This is a genomic window from Dyadobacter bucti, assembly GCF_005869225.1.
Lineage (GTDB): Bacteria > Bacteroidota > Bacteroidia > Cytophagales > Spirosomataceae > Dyadobacter > Dyadobacter bucti.
This window is the reverse complement of record NZ_SWFP01000002.1, coordinates 281,631-298,517: the sequence shown is the minus strand read 5'-3', so window position 1 is coordinate 298,517 and position 16,887 is coordinate 281,631. Positions and strand designations below refer to the sequence as shown.

The 16,887-nt window shown below is 48.2% G+C and carries 7 protein-coding genes; 3 read left to right on the top strand and 4 right to left on the bottom strand.

The genetic code is table 11. From position 1 onward, the window contains the following. Positions 1-7: 7 nt before the first annotated feature. The gene (locus FBF61_RS06525) at positions 8-3,532 is read left to right on the top strand and encodes a VCBS repeat-containing protein (protein WP_138476401.1); all 3,525 of its coding nucleotides are present in this window, start codon (positions 8-10) and stop codon (positions 3,530-3,532) included. 308 nt (positions 3,533-3,840) lie between these two features. Here FBF61_RS06525 and FBF61_RS06520 read toward each other — a convergent pair whose 3' ends face one another. Next, on the bottom strand, positions 3,841-5,262 hold the full coding sequence (locus FBF61_RS06520; protein ID WP_374756605.1) for a glycoside hydrolase family 30 protein: 1,422 nt from the start codon (positions 5,260-5,262) through the stop codon (positions 3,841-3,843). Positions 5,263-5,492: 230 nt separating this feature from the next. On the opposite strand from FBF61_RS06520, the gene FBF61_RS06515 reads away from it, so the two are divergent. Continuing rightward, entirely contained in the window at positions 5,493-8,474 is a 2,982-nt protein-coding gene (locus FBF61_RS06515) for a ligand-binding sensor domain-containing protein (RefSeq protein WP_138476400.1), read from the top strand. Positions 8,475-8,656: 182 nt separating this feature from the next. On the opposite strand, the gene FBF61_RS06510 is transcribed toward FBF61_RS06515, so the two are convergent. From FBF61_RS06510 to ligD, 3 genes are all read right to left on the bottom strand, one after another. Continuing rightward, the gene (locus FBF61_RS06510; protein ID WP_138476399.1) at positions 8,657-10,186 is read right to left on the bottom strand and encodes a RagB/SusD family nutrient uptake outer membrane protein; all 1,530 of its coding nucleotides are present in this window, start codon (positions 10,184-10,186) and stop codon (positions 8,657-8,659) included. An 18-nt stretch (positions 10,187-10,204) separates the two neighbouring features. After that, a complete protein-coding gene (locus FBF61_RS06505) occupies positions 10,205-13,306 on the bottom strand; it encodes a SusC/RagA family TonB-linked outer membrane protein (RefSeq protein WP_229214937.1) in 3,102 nt (1,033 codons plus the stop codon). A gap of 307 nt (positions 13,307-13,613) precedes the next feature. Further along, positions 13,614-16,316, bottom strand: a complete 2,703-nt coding sequence (ligD, locus tag FBF61_RS06500) for a DNA ligase D (RefSeq protein ID WP_138476398.1) — start codon at positions 16,314-16,316, stop codon at positions 13,614-13,616. 145 nt (positions 16,317-16,461) lie between these two features. Between ligD and FBF61_RS06495 the strand changes: the two genes are divergently transcribed. Next, a complete protein-coding gene (locus tag FBF61_RS06495) occupies positions 16,462-16,812 on the top strand; it encodes a hypothetical protein (RefSeq protein WP_229214936.1) in 351 nt (116 codons plus the stop codon). Positions 16,813-16,887 lie beyond the last annotated feature (75 nt).

Here is a 16,887-nt window from a genome sequence, read left to right as displayed (position 1 = left end):
CTTTTTCTTGTCCTATATACGAAAGCTGATCCCGTTTTTTACCCTTCTCCTCGTTCTGACGGGCTGCCGGAAGGAAAGTAAAGAGACACTATTTGAACTGCTGCCCGGTGATAAAACGGGCGTCCGTTTTGCAAACCAGCTGAAAGAGGACGACAACCTCAACATTCTTACCTACGAATATTTTTACAACGGAGGCGGCGTTGGCGCAGGTGATATCAACAATGATGGCCTGACGGATCTTTTCTTCGGCGGTAACATGACAGACAGCCGGCTTTATCTCAACAAAACAAAAAAAGGGGGACAGATTGAGTTTGACGATATTACCGGAGCGTCGGGTATAAAAATACCGGGCGGCTGGGCGAGGGGTATTGCTATGGTGGATATCAACGGCGATGGTTTTCAGGATATATATGTTTGCCGGGCAGGCCCTGCGCAGGCCGGACCATTGCCTAATCTGCTGTTTATCAATCAAAAGGACAATACATTTAAAGAGGCAGCGAAGGTGTACGGGCTGGACTACAACGGCAGCACTACCCAGGCAGCTTTCTTTGATTACGACCGCGACGGTGATCTGGACGTGTACCTCGTGACCAACGTCATGAACATGAAAGGACCGAACAATATCCGCAAAAGGCAAAACGACGGCACTTCCCCGAATACAGATAGGTTGCTGAGAAACAATGGTGACGGTACTTTTTCTGACGTATCCAAAGATGCGGGCATTCTGGAAGAAGGGTACGGGCTTGGTATTTCGGTTTTGGATGTCAATAGTGACGGCTGGCAGGATATCTACATTTCCAATGATTATGTCTCCAACGATCTGCTGTATATCAATCAGAAGGACGGGACATTCCGAAACTCGATTGCCGGTTATTTCCGTCACCAGAGTTATTCGGCCATGGGCAATGATGCGTCGGATATCGACAACGACGGCCTGGTGGATTTTATAACCCTGGACATGCTGCCGGAAGGAAACGAGCGGAGCAAAAATATGTTCGGCCTGATGAATTACGACCGGCATTTATCGGAACTGAAAATGGGGTATGAGCCGCAGTTTATGCGTAATACCCTCCAACATAACAACGGAAACCGGCCGGGGAGTAATGAACCGTTTTTTAGCGAGATAGGCCGGTACTCGGGTGTGCATGCCACCGATTGGAGCTGGAGTGCACTATTTGCGGATTACAATAACGACGGTTTCCGCGACCTGATGATCACGAACGGCTACCCGAAAGACATCACTAACCGCGATTTTGTGATTTACCGCATGGCCGAACATGAGCAACAAATGCGTTCCGGCAATGGTCATAACAGGCGCTTGACAGAAGCTTTAAAGCAGGTTGAAGGCGCGCACGTGCCCAATTATTTATATGATAATAACCACGATCTTACCTTCACAGACAGGTCTGCCGAGTGGGGCTTTGACATTCCATCCTTTTCCAACGGAGCTGCATATGCCGATCTGGACAATGACGGCGATCTGGACCTGGTCATGAACAACATAGATCAGGAAGCATTTATTTATCAGAACCACTCGGAACGGTTGCCGGATCATCATTTTTTGAATGTAAGGTTGAAAGGAACGAAGGAAAATCCCTACGGCTTTGGGGCTAAAATCACTGTTTATGCCAACAATAAACTGCAGTTTACAGAGCATTCGCCTTACCGGGGATACCAATCAACGGTATCCAATACGCTTCATTTCGGCCTTGGCAAGTCTGCGTTGGTTGATTCGGTCCGGGTTGTGTGGCCTGACGGGAAAACGCAGCTGTTGAAAAAAGTTAAAGCCGGTCAGTTGCTGGAACCTGATTACAAGGCGGCTGTCAGCCAGACGGAAAATACTGCCCTGCCAGCCTCGGGAATATTTTCTGAAATCTCGGCAAACGGTATCGATTATCAGCATAAAGACGACTTGTACATTGATTTCAAAATCCAGCCGCTGCTGCCGCACTTACTTTCGCAAAACGGCCCGGGTATGGCGGTCGGCGATGTGAACGGCGATGGGCTGGACGATTTTTATGTCGGCGGTGCGTTCAATCAATCGGGTAGTTTTTTTATCCAAAACAAACAGGAGAAATTCCTCCGGAAACCATTGACGACGCTGCAGAAATACGAGGAAGATATGGGCTTGCTGCTTTTTGACGCAGATGGAGACGGCGATCTGGATCTGTATGTGGTAAGCGGCAGCAATGAGTTTGAGCCGGGGTCAAAATATTATCAGGACAGGCTTTACAAGAATAACGGAAACGGGGATTTTGTTTTGGATGTCAATGCGTTACCTGCACTTTCGGGTAGTGGGTCTACGGTTAATGCTGCTGATTTTGATCAGGACGGCGACCTGGATTTGTTTGTTGGCGGCAGACTTTCGCCCGGGCAATATCCTTCGGCGGGCGAAAGCTATCTTTTGCGCAATGACAAAGGAAAGTTTACCGATGTCACCGACACAGTCTGCCCCGAAATTAGAAATGCCGGCATGGTAACCGCAGCAGTCTGGACAGATTTTGACCAGGACGGCAGGACAGACCTGATCATTGTGGGAGAATGGATGCCCATTTCTTTTTATAAAAATACGGGTGGAAAGCTGATAAATGTTTCAGAATCAACAGGATTGTTAAATACGCATGGCTGGTGGAATAGCATCGCTGCGGGAGATTTTGACGAAGACGGTGACATGGATTATGTAATCGGAAATGTCGGCCTCAATACAGAGGGACATCCTTCAAAGGAACAACCGCTTACGCTTCTGGCAAAAGATTTTGATAAAAGCGGCACGATGGATCCGGTTTTGTGCAGGTATGTTGGCGAGGACTTGTATCCCGTGCACCCTCGTGACGAAATGACCAGCCAGATGAACTTCCTGAAAAAGCGGTTTATCTATTATGCTGATTATTCCAAAGCAAAGATCAGCGACGTTTTCTCCCAGGAAGAGTTGAAGGATGCTAAAAAAATGATCTGCGAAGTAATGCAGTCGGTTTACCTTGAAAACAACGGAAAAGGAAAGTTTACAATAAAATTGTTGCCGTCTGCCGCTCAGCTTGGTTCCGTTTACGGACTTTGCGCCGGAGATTACGATGGCGACGGTCACCTGGATATATTGCTCAGCGGCAATACCTACGCCAGCGAATCCATCAGCGGGCGACTGGATGCTTTTAACGGGCTAATGCTCAAAGGAAATGGAAAGGGTTCATTTTCAGCACTTTCGCCAAAAGAGAGTGGTTTTTTGGTGGAAGGTGATGGGAAAAGCCTTTCGCAATTGTTCTTAGGAAACAATAGCCGCCTGGTCCTCGCTGCCCAGAACAATGCTGCGTTGAAAACATTCAAGCTCCCGGGAGCAGAATCCGTTATGGTTATCAACCCCGGTGCGCAGGATGCATTGCTGGAAGCCACCTACACATCCGGGAAGAAAATAACAATGGAGTTTCAATTCGGTTCAGGTTATTTGTCCCAGTCGTCCAGAAAAGTAACAGTACCATCCAAAGGCCTGAAAACCATTACTATCACCGACTTTCAGGGAAAAAGAAGAGTGAAGTAGGAATGGAAGTCATTTGTGGTCATTTGTAGTCACTGGGTCATTTGTAGTCATTGGGTCATTTATTGTTAATAAGTCATTGGGTCATTTATTGTCGCGAGGTTGCTATTGAGACAATACATGACTATAAATGACTATAAATGACAACAAATGACCAAAAATGACATTCACTCATTCACTCATTCACTCACTCACTCATTCCCCGTTCCACGGCGGCTCATTCCCTCGTTCACTCATTCACTCATTCACTCATTCACTCATTCAATCATTCAATCACTCCCCGTTCCACGGCGGCTCATTCAAAATCAACCCTACTCCCAAACAAACGTCCCTACTGCACCACGTTTTAAAGTGGCAGAAGCCACATCTTTTCCGTCCTGAAAAGTAAATGTCTTTGTCGCGTCGGAATCGTTTAAAACGATCAGCACTTTTTTGCCGTCAGGCGTTTTGAAAGCCACATTGGGGAGGTCAGGCGCCTCATTGGAAGCAATCCGTACGGATCCCGGGCGGACAAATTTAGATGCATGCGCCACTACATAGTAAGCAGGGTTCCGCCTCACATTATCCTTGTCGATCGTCACGCCGCCCAGGCACCTGTCACAGCCGCCGCGATCCGTGTATGGCTTGTTTTCAGGATTGTTTGAAAGGTTCCATTCCAGCACGGTACGGCTCCAGTTGCGGGTTGAACCAATCGTAAGTTTTTTGATATGATCAGGGAAATCTTCGAGGAAATTTCCCGGTGCGCCCATCCATTGCTCCGTAAAATACAGATTTTTGTCCGGGTGCGCATTGTGTACTTCTGAAAGCGCCTCAATTTGCCCGCCGTACAAGTGAAACGCCGAACCGTCGATATACTTTTTTGCCTCAGGGTCATTCAGAATAGATATCGGATACTCCGGTTTGTCGGCATTGTGGTCATAGATAATGATCTTTGTATCGATATTTGCGGCCTTAAATGCGGGGCCAAGATTGTTTTTTACAAATGTCGCCTGGTCTTTGGCAAGCATCAGTAAGCTTGGATTGTTGCCTGGATGAAGCGGTTCGTTCTGCACCGTGATCGCGTCGATCCTGATACCTTCCTTTTTCATATCCTGCACATACCGGACAAAATACTTGGCATAGGCATCATAAAACTCAGGTTTCAGACTTCCGCCACGCGTATCATTATTATCCTTCATCCAGACCGGGGGCGACCAGGGCGACCCCAGGATTTTGATGTCCGGATTAATGGCAAGGATTTCTTTCAAAATAGGAATAACGTCTTTTTTGTCCGGCCCGAGATCAAACTTTTCCATATTAAGGTCTTTCTGCCCCTGCGGCAGGTCATTGTAGGAAAAGATCGTTTCGTTGAGGTCGGAGGCCCCGATACTCACCCGCATGTAGCTGATCCCAATGTTGTTGCCGTCAAGCGAGAAGAGCTCCTTTAATAATGCGGCACGGCTTGCGGCGCTCATTTTGACCAGGTGTGACGCGCTGCCGCCCGTGAGGGTAAATCCGAAGCCGTCGATGGTCTGGTGGGTTTCCTGGTCGTTGATCACAATGTCCGCTTTTGCACCGGTGTTGTCGGCGAAAGCAGGTTGTGTTTTCTGTTCCTCAAAAAGTGCCGACTTATCCGAATTGGTAAGCCAGAAAGAAACGGACCTTCCGGACTGAACCTGGGAGTTACCATTGTTGCAGGAGAGCAGGCAGGTTAGCATAAAAACGCCGGCTAGTTTGCAGATTGTAGTCATCATGTGAGATTGTTTGATGGTGTGGCAGGAAATTAGGGTAAGCTATGCAAATAGTGACAAACTTCTAAAAATATGTAATATTGCAATTTCAAAGTTAAGTCAGCTGGTGCCATGTCTGCTAATCGGGCACTACTACATTACTACAGCAATCTCTCGAAAAAGCTTGGCAAATTGCATTTGATGCTTGATAACACTACTTCATCCCAATACCTGACCTACAACAAACGCTTAAAATGAAAAGTGTAATTTTCGGACTTTTTCTGATTCTCGTGTTTACCTCCGTCCGTGGGCAGAATACAATCGGACTGCCGGAGGTGGTCAATTATACCAAGAAGAATTACAAAGCCGGGACACAGAACTGGGCAATTCGTCAGGACAGGAATGGCATAATGTATTTTGCCAATAATGAGGGCCTGCTCACATTCGATGGAATACATTGGAAAATCTACCCGTTGCCCAACAAGACCAAAGTTCGCTCGCTGGAAATCGGGATCGACAATAGGATCTATATCGGTGGGGAGAATGAATTTGGTTATTTTTCACCTGATCAAAATGGCATTCTCACATTTGTGTCCCTGAAAAAGCTGCTTCAGAAAAAGGACCTTGGTTTTTCCGATATCTGGAATATTTCCTCGCAAAACGGATCCGTTTTCTTCCGGGCCAGTAACAAGATCTTCCTGTATGAAGACAGCACTATGACGGTTTTTAATCCCGCCTCCCACTGGCGGTTCATGGGGAAAACCAGTCAGGCTCTGGTAGCACAGGATGCAGAGAATGGCCTGCTCAGGTATGCAAACGGCCGCTGGGAAAAGTATATGGGGCCGGGCGAGCTGCCGGGAGAATATTTGTCTACCGCTATCATTCCGCTCGGAAAGGACAGCTCGGTGCTGGTGACGATGGAAAACGGCCTTTTTATCCTGACCGAAGACCGGGCGGTAAGGATGAAATCACCCTTTGTGGACAAGATCAGCGATGAAAGGATATATAACGCGACCAGGGTCAACAAGGACCTCATTGCTCTTTCCACGACACTCGGTGGCTGCTATATCGTTACCAACAAGGGTGAACTTGTACACCGTTTTTCCACCGCCGACGGCATTCAGAATAACAATATCCTGAGCGTTTTCAGCGACAAGGACCAGAATGTATGGCTTGGGCTTGATAACGGAATTGATTTCATAGCCTACAACAATGCGATCAAAAACATACTGCCCTCAGAGGACGGTTCCGGATATGCTTCCATCATTTATCAGAACCAATTGTTTATCGGAACATCCAATGGCTTGTTTTCCGTCCCGACCGGTAAATTTTCGGATCTGAGTTTTGCAAAGGAAACCTTCTCATTTGTAGAGAATTCGAGAGGGCAGGTATGGGGGCTCGCCGAAATCAACGGTCACCTGCTCATGGCGCATCATGAGGGGATTTTCGAAATCGTGAATAATGTCGCCAGGCCTATTGCGATGCGGAACGGCTTCTGGGGTTTCCTGCCTTTGTCGGGTATATATCCGGTTTCCAGGGTCGCGGTCGGTAATTATAACGGGATCAATTTTCTGGAATACGACGGACAGGAATTTCATACCGCTGGCTCTGTTCCCGGGTTTGACGTAGCTTCAAGGTTTTTATGCTCGGACATCCAGGATGAAAACGTGATCTGGACTTCACATCCTTACCGAGGTGTTTTCAGAATAACATTTCAGGGAAATGGCGGCTCTACTTCCCGGCAGTACAGCGTAAGGGAAGGGTTACCTTTGTCCCTCAATAACAACTATGTTTTCAGGATAAAAAATAAAATCCTGGTCTCTACTGAAAAGGGCATTTACCAATATAATCCCGCGAAAGACAATTTTGAAGCCTCGGCATTTTATAACAGCATTTTTAAAAGGCCGGGCATTCTGTACCTGAAAGAAGACAAGGAAGGGAATGTGTGGTTTGTGAGGGATAAGCAGCTCGGGGTGGTGGATATGTCAGGCGGAAAATCGAGGATTATTTACTTGCCTGAAATGAGTCACAAAATGGTTTCCGGTTTTGAATACATTCATGCGGTGGATGAAAACAATATTCTGGTAGGCGGGGAAAAAGGTTTTTATCATATCAATTACAAAAATTACAAACAAAATAAAAACAGCATCGGCGTCCAGATCAGGACGGTAAGGACAATGGGCACCGTCGACAGTTTGCTCTTTGGAGGATATTTCGGAGAGGTTAATGAGGTGAAAAAACAGCCGGACTCGCAGATACTTCACATTGCCAATCGTTTGAATTCCATCGGCTTCGAATTTTCTTCTACGCTTTTCAGCCAGCAATCGAGTATTGAGTATGCTTATCTTCTGGAAGGACTGGATCAAAGCTGGTCTGCTTGGTCAGACAAGAGCAGCAAGGAATACACCAACCTGCCTCCCGGGCATTACACTTTTCAGGTAAAAGCGCGGAATAACTTTGGAAGTGAGTCCACTGTGTCGGACTATTCGTTTGTGATCCTGCCGCCCTGGTACCAGACTTTCTGGGCATATATAGGTTATGCGCTGATAATCGTTGCGCTCACTTACCTTTTTTACAAATGGCAGGAAAAAAGGTTCGTCAGGCAGCAGCAGAAGTATCAGGAAGAACAGAAAAGGCTTCAATACCTTCACCAGCTGGAACTGGAAAAGAATGAAAAGGAGATCATCAAGCTCAAAAATGAAAAGTTGGAAGCTGAGATCCTGCATAAAAACACGGATCTCGCTACTTCGGCAATGCACCTGGTTCAAAAAGCCGAGCTGTTGTCCAAACTGAAATCGGATCTTGTCAAAATCACTAAAACGGCCGACAATGAAAAGACCAGTGAAGACCTTAAAAAGATGATCAAAGTGGTAGGAGATGAGAATAAGGTCGATAAGGACTGGGGACAGTTCTCAAAGCATTTCGACAATGTGCACAGCAACTTCCTGATAGCCTTAAAAGAAAAATACCCGAACCTTACATCCAATGAACTGAAAATAAGCGCCTATCTGCGGATGAATTTGTCGAGCAAGGAAATAGCGCAGCTCATGAATATTTCCCTGAGAGGAGTGGAGGTAAGCCGGTACAGGCTCAGAAAGAAACTGCAGTTGCCCTCCGAAGTAAACATGTTCAATTATTTTCTTGGATTTCATGTAGATGAGGCTCAGCACGGGCCATCCCCGTCATCCGAGCCCGGGGCACCCCAGCCCAGGTCATCTGAGCTCCGGTCACCCTAGCCCCGGTCACCCCAGCCCAGGTCACCCGAGCCCAGGTCACCCCAGCCCAGGTCACCCTAGCCCAGGTCATCCGAACCCGGGGCATCCCAGCCCCGGTCACCCCAGCCCAGGGCACCCCAGCCCAGGGCTTAAGCCCTGGGTTCGGGGTGCGTGGATCCCGGGGTACGGATATCGGAGGTTACCTACCGGGTACCGCCCCATTCTTTGCTTTGCTCGATCTTTGTGTTTTCCATTTCCAGCAGCGGAATAGGTAGGATCTCGTGTTTGCCGGCAACGAAGCCTTTGGATTTCAATGCCGTAGGCGCGTCTCCCCAACGGACAAGGTCCATCCACCGGTGGCCTTCGCCTACCAGTTCCAGCCGTCTTTCTTTTTTGATGTTCTCTAAGGTAGCTGCCACAGGTTTGAGGCCGACGCGGGCACGTACCGCACCGATCAGCGCTGCTGCGCGGGTCAGGTCGCCATTTCCGCGCACGAGTGCTTCGGCTTCCAGCAGGTATGTATCAGCCAGTCGCGTGTCGTACATATTCTGCGGAAAATTCAGCTCCGGCGTTCCCGCTCCCGTCCAGCGATTGGAAACTCTTCCTGCAAATTTTTCAAGAAAGTAACCCGTGTTCATGTATCCTTTTTCATACGAAACAAGGCCTGCTTTTTCAAGGCTGTCCAGGTTGGCCACAGTTGCTTTGTTGCGCGGATCAAAGTGAATTGCGCTGAAAAGCTCCGGTGTAATTGGTAAAAAGCTCCATCCCGAAACATAGTCCGGCGCGGTATCCGACTTGCGCGTATAGCCTCTCGGGCCAGTAATGATGTTCATGATGTTACCTTCCGTACAGGAGACGCAGTCCCACGTTCCGGCGGAAGTATTGGTATACGAAATCTCAAAAATAGATTCACTGTTGAACTTATTGTCTGATTTCCAGAGATCCCCGAAATTGGGAAGCAGCTTGTAGCCATACGTGTTTGCGCCACCCGGGGTACCGTTTACCAGGGCAAGTTCCTGTGCAGCCGGGGCAAACTTTTCCTGATACAAATAAACCTTTCCAAGGATCGCATGCGCTGCGCCCTGGCTCGCTCTCCCGGCCTCCGTCGCAACATTGATGCTGGCCGGAAGGTCTGGAATAGCCTCGGACAAGTCCTTTTCAATCTGCCCATAAACCTCCTGCGGAGTAGCCTGTAGCACATCGTACATATCGCTGGTCGACACTGGTGTCGTGAACAAGGGAATATTTTTGAACAACCGTACCAGTTCAAAGTAGAAATAGGCTCTCAAAAACTTGGCTTCCGCGGTATATCTTTTCTTGACATTCTCGTCCATCGGGACATCAGGCAGTTTTTGCAGAATTGAATTTGCACGAAAAACCCCTGAAAATCCTTTCCGCCAGAGTTCACCCTGCGGTCCTGTGGTAGGATTTAAGGTGTAATTAGAGATTACCTGGAAATCCATGATGTCGCTGGGGCCGCCGCCTCCGGCATAATGATCGTCGGAAGCTGCGTTTAGTGTGGCAATGGTGGTTACGAATCCCGATCCCTGCCAGCCGACTACATCGTAGGCTGCCACTACTCCGTTGAATGCTTCTTCCTGGTTCCGGTAATAGTTCGATTCCAGGTCCAGTCCCTTAGGTTTTACATCCAGAAAGCTGTCAGAGCATGACATCAGTTGTAAGCCTGCAGTCAGCGTCAGTGCCGTGAAGTATTTGCTATATTTTCTTTTCATTTTTCTGATTATTCAATGTTAAAAACCGATGTTCAAGCCAATCATGTAAGATCTTGCCTGCGGGTAAATCCCTTTGTCGATACTCAGGACACTTCCGCCGATTTCAGGATCGTACCCCGAATATTTGGTCAGTGTGAACAAATTCTGGCTCATGACGTAAATACGCGCTTTTTTCATCGCTATTTTGCTGATCAGCGCGGCAGGTAGTGAGTAGCCCAGCTGCAAGGTTTTCATCCTGAAGAAATCGCCTTTTTCCAGATAGAATGTAGAAGGGTTCTGGAAATTCTTGTTCGGGTCACCATTCACGATGCGCGGGTAATCGGTAGACGTCCCCGGTCCCGTCCAGCGGCCGAGTGCATCGCTCTGCCAGTTAGCATTGGCGATGTCCAGCCTGCGAAGTCCCTGGAAGATCTGGTTGCCTGCAACGCCCTGGCCAAATACTACAAGGTCAAATCCTTTGTACGCAGCATTGATCGTCAAGCCGTAAGACCATTTCGGAGTCGGGTTGCCGATAAAAGTACGATCGTCTTCGGTAATGGTACCGTTTCCGTCCAGGTCTTCCCAGCGGAAGTCGCCCGGTTTTGCATTCGGCTGGATTCTGGTTCCGCTGCTGCTCACGTGTGCGTCCACTTCTTCCTGAGACTGAAAGATCCCCGACTGTTTATACCCATAAAACGAGCCGATCGCATAGCCGACCTGTGTTCTGGTGATCGGTGGGGCGCCCTGAAAACTGGCACCTCCCGACAGATATTCCACACCGTTTCCTAGGTTGGTTACTTTGTTTTCAATGTAAGAAACGTTACCACTTACCGAAAAATCAACTCCGCCGAGGCGCTTTTGATAACCGAGTTCCAGTTCAATTCCCGTGTTTTCCATGTCGGCAATGTTGGCGGCAGGATTGGAGATCGCACCTACGTAACCAGGTATCCTTGGATTTTGCAGGATATCTTTCGTCGCTTTTTTAAACCATTCAAACGTAATATTGACATTCTGGAAAACCGTTGCGTCCAGACCGATATTCGTCTGGCTCGTTTGTTCCCATTTCAGGTCGGGGTTGGCCGGGGCATTGGGGCTGTATCCGATCAGATAGCTGCCTGAGTTCCCGATTGTATAATTTCTGCCGCTTCCGATCGTCGACAAGTAAGCAAAATCGCCGATACCATCGTTACCCACAACCCCGTAACCACCACGTAGCTTTAAGAAGTTAACCGCATTGGTGGAAGGGAAAAAGTTCTCTTTAGAAAGTACCCATCCCAGCGAGAATGAAGGGAAAATACCATATTTGTGGTTGGCCCCGAAACGTGACGATCCATCTCTTCTCACCAAAGCCTGAACCAGGTATTTTTCATTGTAATCATAGTTGATACGCGCAAAAAGAGAACTTACCGTATGATTGGCGCCTTCTGAACCGTCCGAGTTCCGCTGATCAGCCGGTACCTTGAAATTCAGCGAGGCGTCGTCGAAGTTGGTCGCAGGCACGTTGAAGAAGGTTACGCTGGTCATGCGGGTGTTGTTATCCAGGTAAGCCCCCTGTCCCAGCAGCACGTTTACGTTATGCAAACCAAAGCCGCGGGTATAGGAAACGGTATTTTCAAGGTTGTAATCCAGCCTGCGGTTGTTGGTCCTGTTGAAGTTCGTTTGTGAAGTAACAGATGCTGCGTTCAGCCAGGAGATCGGAGAGAAGCTCTCTGCTCCCCAGAACGCCAGCTTGGTTCCAAGGGTCGATTTCAGTAACAGTCCCTTGATCGGCTCCGCCTGAAGATAAGCGTTGCCTACAATGTTGTCGCTCCACCCGTAATTTCCCAAACGCGTTTGTATATACGCAAGCGGGTTGCTCATTTCCTGTCCCACTGCTCCCGATATTCCGTAAGGATTTCCGTTAGTGTCGCGCTGGATACCTTTGTTGGTGTAAGGCGCGGCAGCCGCAACCGCCGGATCGGTGATCACTGCAGGCGTGATGGGGTCAAGGTTGATGGCAGAACTCAACGGTCCGCCGAATTCACTATTGGTATTGCCCAGTCCGATGGATTTGTCATGCGCGTAACCGAGGTTTTGTCCAAAGGTCAGCCATTTCGAAATTTTATGTTCGGAGTTCAGCCTGATATTGGTCCGTTTGTATTGTGAAATAGATGTAGCCACAATACCTTCCTGGTCCAGGTGGCCGAAAGACAGGTAAAACGTTGAACGTTCATTGCCGCCGCTTACGCTCAGTTCGTGGTTCTGGCGTTTAGCGCTGTTGTTGAAAATAAGGGACTGCCAATCTGTGCCTCTCCCCAGCGAAGCCGGATTGGTATACACCGGCTGACCGCCAGCAGCGACCGAGGCTTCGTTGCGGATCGTTGCATATTGGGTCGCATCGAGTAAGTCAAGCTTTTTTGCCGGCTGTGAAGTACCGAAAAAACCATTGTAATTCACCCTGATCCCTCCTGCTTTTCCTTTTTTTGTTGTTACCAAAATAACACCTGCCGCAGCCCTGGCGCCATAAATCGCCTGAGAGGCAGCGTCTTTCAACACTTCAATGGACTCGATATCCGACTGGTTGAGGTAACCTATTCCGCCGTTGTCGACGACCACGCCGTCCACCACCCAAAGCGGGTTATTATTGTTCAGGGTAGTGACGCCGCGCACGCGTACCGTTGCCGCGGAGCCGGGCTGGCCTGAGTTTGATGCAATGGTCAATCCCGATGTCCTTCCCTGCAATGCTTCTTCCAGACGGTTGATGGGCATCGTTTCCAGATCGGACGCCTTTACACTTGATATGGCACCGGTTACCACACTTTTCTTTTGCACCCCGTAACCTACGATCACCACTTCCGTGAGGTTGTCGGCAGATTCCACCATTTCAAAATTGATCACGGCTTCATTGCCGACCGAGATTTTCTGGGTGATCATCCCGATAAAACTCGCAACAAGTACCGCGCCGGGCTGGGCGTTTATCGAATAATTCCCTGCGGCGTCGGTGCTTGTGGCGTAGGTAGTCCCTTCTACTACTACAGTTGCCCCGACCAGTGCTTCGCCGCCAGGTTTCACAGAGACCTTGCCCCTGATCTGGCTCTGCGCGATGGCGGTTCCCATAATGCCATAGAGCATTAACATACTACATAATAGTACAATTTTCATTTTCATGTTAATTAGGTTTGTTAGCAGAATTTGGCAATGGCTTTTGCACTATATTTTGTTGAAATAATAATACAATCACCTTGCTGGCAAAGGTAGCAGGGGCATGGGGAAACCTTTCATAATGTGATACTACATTACTACCTCATATTGCTCAATTGAAAGAAAATCTTGGAAAAATCGCCCCTACATTACTACTACATTTGAGAAAACATTAGCTGTTTTTTAACGTTAATATGCCATATCTTGATATTTGCCCGGCAAGTCGCCACGCAACAACATCGTGATTCCGGGCTGCCGCAGAGTTCCCCTATACATCGGTTTCAATGGCTGAAATCGCCTTTTCAAGATCAATACCTTTACCCAGCACCGGCTTGAAAAGGTCGCCTTCACTTTGGCTGCGTTCCACTGCGTTCAGTATCGTAAAATCTCTTAACTGAAGACCCTTTTTGACTTCCTCCCAATGCAAAGGCATCGATACGGTAGCACCCGGTTTCGGCCTGACAGAATACGGGGCTGCCAAGGTCGCCTTGGGCCTGTTCTGAAGATAGTCGATGTAAAGCTTGCCTTTTCTTTTTTTTGTCATGCGTTCGACGCTCGTAAAATCGGGAAGTTGCTGCTGCGCCTGCCCGGCGACCCATTCCGCAAACAACTGGCACTGATCGTAGGTATACTTTGCTTCCAGCGGAATGTAAATGTGAAGACCCGTGGAACCGGATGTTTTACAATAGGAAGGTACGCTGAGCGAGTCCAGGATTTTTTTGATGGTCAGGGCGGTTTCGATCACCTGTTCAAAAGTATTGGTGGTATCGGGATCAAGATCAAGCAGGCACCAGTCGGGGTTGTCGGGGGTATCGGTCAAGCTGTTCCATGGATTGATATCGATGCAGCCCAGGTTGACCATGTACAACAGCGCGTCTTCATCATTGCAGAGCATGAAGTTTTTATGCTCACCGTCGGAGGTGTAAGGAAACGTCTCGATCCAGGACGGCACTTTTCCTGTCACATCCTTCTGATAAAAACTTTTTCCGTTGATGCCATTTGGAAACCTGTTTAGAGATAATGGCCTGTTTTTAATGTATGGTAAGATAAATGGTGCGATCTGGTAATAGTAATTGATGAGGTCACGTTTCGTATATTTTTCCTCGGGCCAAAAGATCTTGCTGAGGTTACTGAATTTGATTTCGTTTCCTTTGATCTTTCTCACCTGGCTCTCGTCTGTCGGATTAAGAAGTGTTTTGCGTGAGCCTTTGACGGGTTTTTCAATAATTTCCTTCTTTTTGGCGGGCTTCTCAGTCACGACTTCCTCCACAGGTTTCTCAACTTCAATGACTACTTCTTTCGCCTTTTTGTCCTCACGCATGCCTTCGAACGAAGGATGCCTGAATACGCCGTCGGTGGTTATTTCTGCGAAGCTCACTTCGCATACCAGTTCCGGTTTCAGCCAGGTTGCGTCGGCTTTCGGCGGATTAGGACGGAAGCGCGATGGTTTATTGTAATCGGGTATTTCTTTGAAAGGGCTTTTCTTTGTTTCGAGCGGTTTGAACTTTGCCAGCATTTCTTTTTGCTGGGAATCTTTGAAGCCAGTCCCTACTTTGCCGACATACACTAAAACGCCGTTATCATAAGCTCCCAGCAGCAATGAACTGAACAACTTTGGCGACCCCGCGTTTCGTGTGTACCCCACTACAATGACCTCCTGCCGTTTGTTGATCTTTATTTTCAGCCAGTCCCTGGTTCGGATGCCCGGCGCATAAGTGCTGTCGGACCTTTTTGCAATGATACCTTCGAGCCCCATTTCCTCAGCCGCCTCGAAGAAGGCATTGCCGTCGGAAGCGATACTGTAACCAATTCTGAGCGGACCTTCCTCGGGTACGATGCTTTGCAACACCGCCTTTCTTTCGGTTAGTGTCAGTGCGGTTAGGTCTTTTCCGTCCAGCCACAAAACATCAAATACATAATAAAGCAGTTCGCCGTCCGCCTCGCTGCGCCAGTTTTGCAATGCCCCGAAATCGGAATGTCCCTTATCATTGACCACGACTACCTCTCCGTCCACCACAGCGTTGATCTTCCAGTCTTTCAGGCTGTCATATATGGGATAGAACTTCTCGTTAAATGATTTTTTGTTCCGAGATTTCAGTTCAGTTTGACCATTGTTCATGTATGCAATAGCCCGGTAGCCGTCCCATTTTACCTCATATTCCCATCCTGGGTCATCAAAAGGTTCGTCTACAAGCGTTGCGAGCATGGGAATGAGCGTGTCCGGGAATTTTTTTTTCCCGGCTTTTTTTAAAATCGAGGCGACGCTTTGCACAGACTCGTTCTTGATGTCCTGCCCGGCTTCCAGATATTCCTCTACGGCCTCAGCTCCCTTTTTTTGGGGCTTTTTTTTTGTGTCTTTTTTCTCCTTTTCCGGCTCTTCCCCGTAAATATGATCGCTTGTTTCCTTTATTTTTTCGAGGGTCTGGTTGGAAACAGCCGACTTGTCTTTTTCTGTAATATCCGACTCAGCGGCAAATTTGTCGCGGTGTTTGATCAGCAGCCAAGAGTTTTCCTCCATTCCTTTGGTCTTCACCAGCGCGAATTCCCCATGCAGCTTTTTACCTTTCAATCTGAATTTCAATGATCCGGATTTCAGCTCTTTGAGTAGCAATTTCTCCTTTTCTTTTTTTGTTTTAGCCTCTTCCAGCGGCTCGTAAGTGCCAAAATCCCAAACCATTACGGTACCTGCGCCATAGTTTCCCTCCGGGATTATGCCTTCAAAATCTTTGTAATCGTATGGGTGATCCTCCACCATCATCGCCAGTCTTTTTACCGCAGGGTCTGTCGAGGGGCCTTTGGGTACTGCCCAGCTTTTAAGCACACCGTCCATTTCGAGGCGAAAATCGTAATGCAGCCGGGACGCGTGGTGTTTCTGGATCACGAATATCAGTTCATCGGCCGCAGCTTTGCCGCCTTTGGGTTCCGGGGTGTGGTCAAACTTGCGTTTTTCCTTGTATTTAGCGAGTGTCATAGTAGTTCATGTTTGGTCAATTTCATAAAATAATCATACCGTGTTCCCGCGCATTGGCTGGTGGTGGGTCCGGCAGGAACAATTTTTTGAAAGACGTCTGATGTCCGGGCCATCAGGGGCTATTTATACATTAAACCGAATTGACATGAGTGTTATTGATATTTTGGGAGACCAGGAGGAAACGCTGGGGACTGCGGAGGATTTGCGGGAGGAAATTGTGGTTGATGTTGCGAGGCAAGAGGTTTCGGGAAGCAGTGTCAAGGTTGAATTTGAGACTTCGGCCGGACTTTGCACGGGGCATTATTTTTCCAGCGAACTGGGGCATGAAGAGATTGTTCTTGAGCCCGGTTCGGTAGAAATTCTGCAGGTACTTTACCCGTCTTTCAATGGTGTATTTCTGCATCCCGGCAACCGCGACTGGGTGGAGATCAGTTTGTCGGAGCATATTACCGGCCTTCCCGAATACAAGATCTACAATCGGATTGTTTTGGGCTGAAACGGGTGGTTAAAGTGAAGTGCGTGACGGTTTTCAATTTGAGTTGAACGGATTGAAGGAAAAAAGCGGTATTAT

Excerpts from the sequence above, each read along its gene's own strand:
- FBF61_RS06495 (WP_229214936.1), top strand. The coding sequence starts at position 16,462 with ATGAGTGTTATTGATATTTTGGGAGACCAGGAGGAAACGCTGGGGACT.
- FBF61_RS06520 (WP_374756605.1), bottom strand. The coding sequence starts at position 5,262 with ATGATGACTACAATCTGCAAACTAGCCGGCGTTTTTATGCTAACCTGC.
- FBF61_RS06515 (WP_138476400.1), top strand. The coding sequence starts at position 5,493 with ATGAAAAGTGTAATTTTCGGACTTTTTCTGATTCTCGTGTTTACCTCC.
- FBF61_RS06510 (WP_138476399.1), bottom strand. The coding sequence starts at position 10,186 with ATGAAAAGAAAATATAGCAAATACTTCACGGCACTGACGCTGACTGCA.
- ligD (WP_138476398.1), bottom strand. The coding sequence starts at position 16,316 with ATGACACTCGCTAAATACAAGGAAAAACGCAAGTTTGACCACACCCCG.
- FBF61_RS06505 (WP_229214937.1), bottom strand. The coding sequence starts at position 13,306 with ATGAAAATTGTACTATTATGTAGTATGTTAATGCTCTATGGCATTATG.